Genomic DNA, 3,630 nt, shown 5'->3' on the forward strand with positions numbered 1-3,630 from the left:
AAACATGGCGGCACAAAGACCTTGACCTCCGCCTTTGAAGTGGGCAAGCACTCACTGCGCTGCAGTTCCGACCCCGTCGTGGACGGCAAGGATCCGGCTTGTGAAGGTTTAGCGACAAGCGGCCCCCAATGGGTTTACTGGTGGCCGGAGACAGCCGTCAGATCGGTCGACTTTTACCATAACAGCTCACAAACCAAGCGCTCGGAATATATGGCGCCATTTGAATTGGCGGGTGGAGAGCCTGCAATTTTGACCTACTATGGCTGGGGAGCTGACGATCAATTTGTTCGCAGCGTGGTGCGATTCCGGGATGGACGCAAGCCCTTGACCGTGGACACACGTTTCAGCACCAGTTACCCGTTGCGCTGCAGCTCAGACCCGGTGCTTGATGGAAGTGACGATGCCTGCATGGATGTTAATCGGATGGTTGGCATGCCAGAGTGGCTCTACTGGTGGCCGCCAACGGGCATTGCTTCGATTGATTTCTATGTGGACGACGTTTTTTATCGTACCGAGCGCCTTGCGCCATTCGAGTTGGATGATGGTGCCGGCACGCGTCTGGGGTTGGCCCCTGGCCCCCATATCATTCGCATGGTGGTCACATACAAAGGCAGGGACGAACCAGTGACAGTGGAGCAGTCCGTGTAGTTAATGACTGGTAAGCGTGTCGCTTTTGGGGGCACGCCAGAAGCCCTCAATTGGCTGCGATACTAAACACGGCTTAGCCCTGGCGTTCGATGCGCATGCGGATACCTTTGCGCGCAAAACCGCGCCAGCGGCAGCCATGGCAAATGCCACTGAAGCCAGGCTGCGGGCACAGTGCTCAAGCGATCAATATGCCCCCAGACTCATTCTGTCGATCTCGCAGGCGAAGTCTTTCCACAGATTCTGGGGAGAAGCCTGTGGAAGGCCTTGTGGAATCCAACACGAGGCCATACTGGCTGCGGCGTGCAGCCGATGTCCAGGTTTTTTCCAGTGCCGCCGATGGGGATGATCGGATAGCATAAGGCCATGCAGACTGTCAGTGATTGCCCGTGAGCACCGCCCTCGATGCCCTGCCGGCCTGGTGCTGGGCCTTTCATCCGGTCTGGGAGGAGCTCCGGGCTCAGCGACCCGATTCACTGACACTGAAGCGCGTGCTCGGCGGCCTGGCGCCGGATACCGATGAGCCCATGCCGCAGCCCATGCGAGAGAAGATCCAGTCGATCTGGCGTACGATTCAGCAACGGGTACCGGACACGGATTTCAACTTCGACTTCTGGTCGAACTGCACACCCAGGCGTTCGACCTATCCGGCCTGTCGAGCAGTGATCGCGGCAACCCGCCAGGGCAGCCGTTTCGAGGAACCGATGATTCTGGCCATCCAGAAGTCCTACTATCTGCAGGCGCGTAATCCCTCTGACGTCAGTACGCTCATCGAGTTGGCGGTAGACCTCGGGCTGGATGCATCACGCTTCGCAAGGGATCTCGGGGCCGGGGATACGCAGGCCGAGCTTTCATTCCAGATTGACCTGGCTCGGCGCCTGGGCGCACAAGGCTTTCCCAGTCTGATCCTGCAGCACCCGTGCGGGCTCCACGCCATAGCCGTTGACTATAGGGATGCGGCCCCGATTCTGGCTCGGGCTGCAGAAGTTCTTCAACGCGCTAAGGAAGGGACGTCTTGAGCACCACGCAACCGAATCGGAAGAAATTGATGTGCCTGATCATTCGTGGTCATTTTGGTGGGTCAATGGCAGCAGCAATCTAGGTCACTGTCATTCAATATCAGGGTTATCAGGCGCATAATCGGCCTAACCGGTCATTCGGCGTTGCCAGCAAATTCGTTCGAATGGCTACTTTCGGAACCGGCCTCGAATTTGGCGGGCCGCCCACCCATAACCGGACGGTCGATTATCAGAAATCCAACGGACTCTTCGCCTCCTTGAGGGTGACGCTCTGCACGGTATGGGTGTAAATCATCGTGGTTTTCACGTCGCTGTGCCCCAGCAACTCCTGGATGGTCCGAATGTCATAGTTCGCCTGCAACAAATAGCTGGCGAAGCTGTGCCGAAAACTATGGGCCGACGCCCGTTTGGGAATTTGGCTGCGCTGCACTGCCTGCTTGATCGCCGCTTGGACGTGGGTCTCATGCAAATGGTAGCGACGGTATTCCCCGGTGCTGGGTAACTTGGTCAGCGTTTTGGCCGAGAACAACCACTGCCAGACCAACTCCCTATCAGCACGTTTGTACTTTCCTCCCAAGGCGCTCGGCAAAAACGTCCCCGCATAGCCGGCGGCCAGGTCTTCTCGATGAACGCGCATGACAGTTTCGAGTTGCGCCTTGAGTGCGGGCACCAGCGCCAGAGGCATCGGTACGGTGCGATCTTTCCGTCCTTTCCCGTCATGCACGGTCAGAACTCTCATCTCGAAGTTCAAATCCTGCACCCGTAGTTTCAGGCATTCGAAAAGCCGCAAACCGCAACCATAGAGCAGCTTCGCGACCAAGTCGTAGGGATAGTCAAGAAAGTGAATCACACGATCAACCTCCGCCCGCGACAAGACGACCGGAATATATTTCGTCCGCTTGGCTCGCACGCCCCCTTCGACTTTCCCGAAATCCTTCTCCAGGACATGCTTGAACAGGAACAACAAGGCATTGAATGCCTGATTCTGGCTCGACGCCGCCACGCGCTGGTCAATTGGCAAGAAAGCTGAGAAAGTCCTTGACGTCCTCCATGGCGAGAAGCCCAGGGTCCTTGCTTTTGGTGAAGGACTGAAATTTGCGGGTCCAATGGCGATAGGCCTGTAGCGTTTTGGGGGAATAATGTCGCACTTTGACGGCCGAGGTGAGCCGATCATAGACCTCGACCCAACTGGCCCCGGTCAGCCGCAATTCTGCCGCACAGTCAGGGTGATTTTGACCCAGTTCAACCAGCGGGTTTTCCCGGATCACGGGAGGTGAATCCGCTGGTGATGCGGAATGGGCTGAGGCGGTCGGGGTATTCCGAGTCTGGCCCGCCGGGGAAGTACGAGCAGGCGCCTCAACCTTTACCGGTGATCTCTGGCCAGCGGCCATTGGGCGAACCGGCGGCTCGGCCGTGGCCAGCTGCGCCGGATAACGGATGGGCGCGGAGAGATTCAGCGGCTGGCCGGCGGTCCGTTTGGTCAACACGACCTCATAGTAAAGCTCGATTGCATGATGGGCCTGTTGCCGCTGGGAGTCTGACTGCCCCTTGGTGCAGAGCTTCTCGTCAAACGGCGGAAAACTTTTTCGGTCGCTCGACAGCAAGGCATATTTGTGACAGAAATCCCAGTAATAGCGCAGCCATTTCAGATAGTACGGGCGCTGTGGCGCAAGGACGCCATGTTGTGCCAGCAGGGCCTCGTAGAGACGAGTCAGTTCGGTGGGAAGGGTAAGCATGTCATGCAATCCAGATCAGTCTATCCTGAGTCAGAGGGATGATAGACAGAGGGATAGACCAAGCGCTTCAAGGCACTTTGTCAAGCGCCAGGCGGCGTGATAGAAATTCTGGGAAGCTATACGGAAACGATTCAATTGTAGAAGTTCAGACTTGATCTGACAGAGTTCCTTGCCGCGAGGTGGGGTTACCCGTTTTGATAGAGGTGCGAATCTTCATCGAAACGGCGCGT

At 57.2% G+C, this 3,630-nt stretch carries 4 protein-coding genes; 2 read left to right on the forward strand and 2 right to left on the reverse strand.

Annotation, left to right across the window (positions count from 1 at the left end):
* Both EK23_RS23805 and EK23_RS21130 read left to right on the forward strand, forming a co-directional pair.
* The coding region (locus EK23_RS23805) for a hypothetical protein (protein ID WP_045227381.1) at nt 1–648 on the forward strand (648 nt) is incomplete at its 5' end.
* A gap of 386 nt (nt 649–1,034) precedes the next feature.
* Complete coding sequence (locus EK23_RS21130) at nt 1,035–1,664, forward strand: DsbA family protein (RefSeq protein WP_045227382.1); 630 nt, start codon at nt 1,035–1,037, stop codon at nt 1,662–1,664.
* A gap of 229 nt (nt 1,665–1,893) precedes the next feature.
* Here the strand turns inward: EK23_RS21130 and EK23_RS22245 are convergent, their stop codons facing one another.
* Both EK23_RS22245 and EK23_RS24420 read right to left on the reverse strand, forming a co-directional pair.
* Nucleotides 1,894–2,685, reverse strand: a complete 792-nt coding sequence (locus EK23_RS22245; RefSeq protein ID WP_052808431.1) for an integron integrase — start codon at nt 2,683–2,685, stop codon at nt 1,894–1,896.
* On the reverse strand, nt 2,675–3,400 hold the full coding sequence (locus EK23_RS24420; RefSeq protein ID WP_052808432.1) for a phage integrase N-terminal SAM-like domain-containing protein: 726 nt from the start codon (nt 3,398–3,400) through the stop codon (nt 2,675–2,677). Before EK23_RS24420 ends, EK23_RS22245 begins: the two co-directional genes overlap by 11 nt.
* Nucleotides 3,401–3,630 lie beyond the last annotated feature (230 nt).

The organism is Methyloterricola oryzae, assembly GCF_000934725.1.
Classification (GTDB): domain Bacteria; phylum Pseudomonadota; class Gammaproteobacteria; order Methylococcales; family Methylococcaceae; genus Methyloterricola; species Methyloterricola oryzae.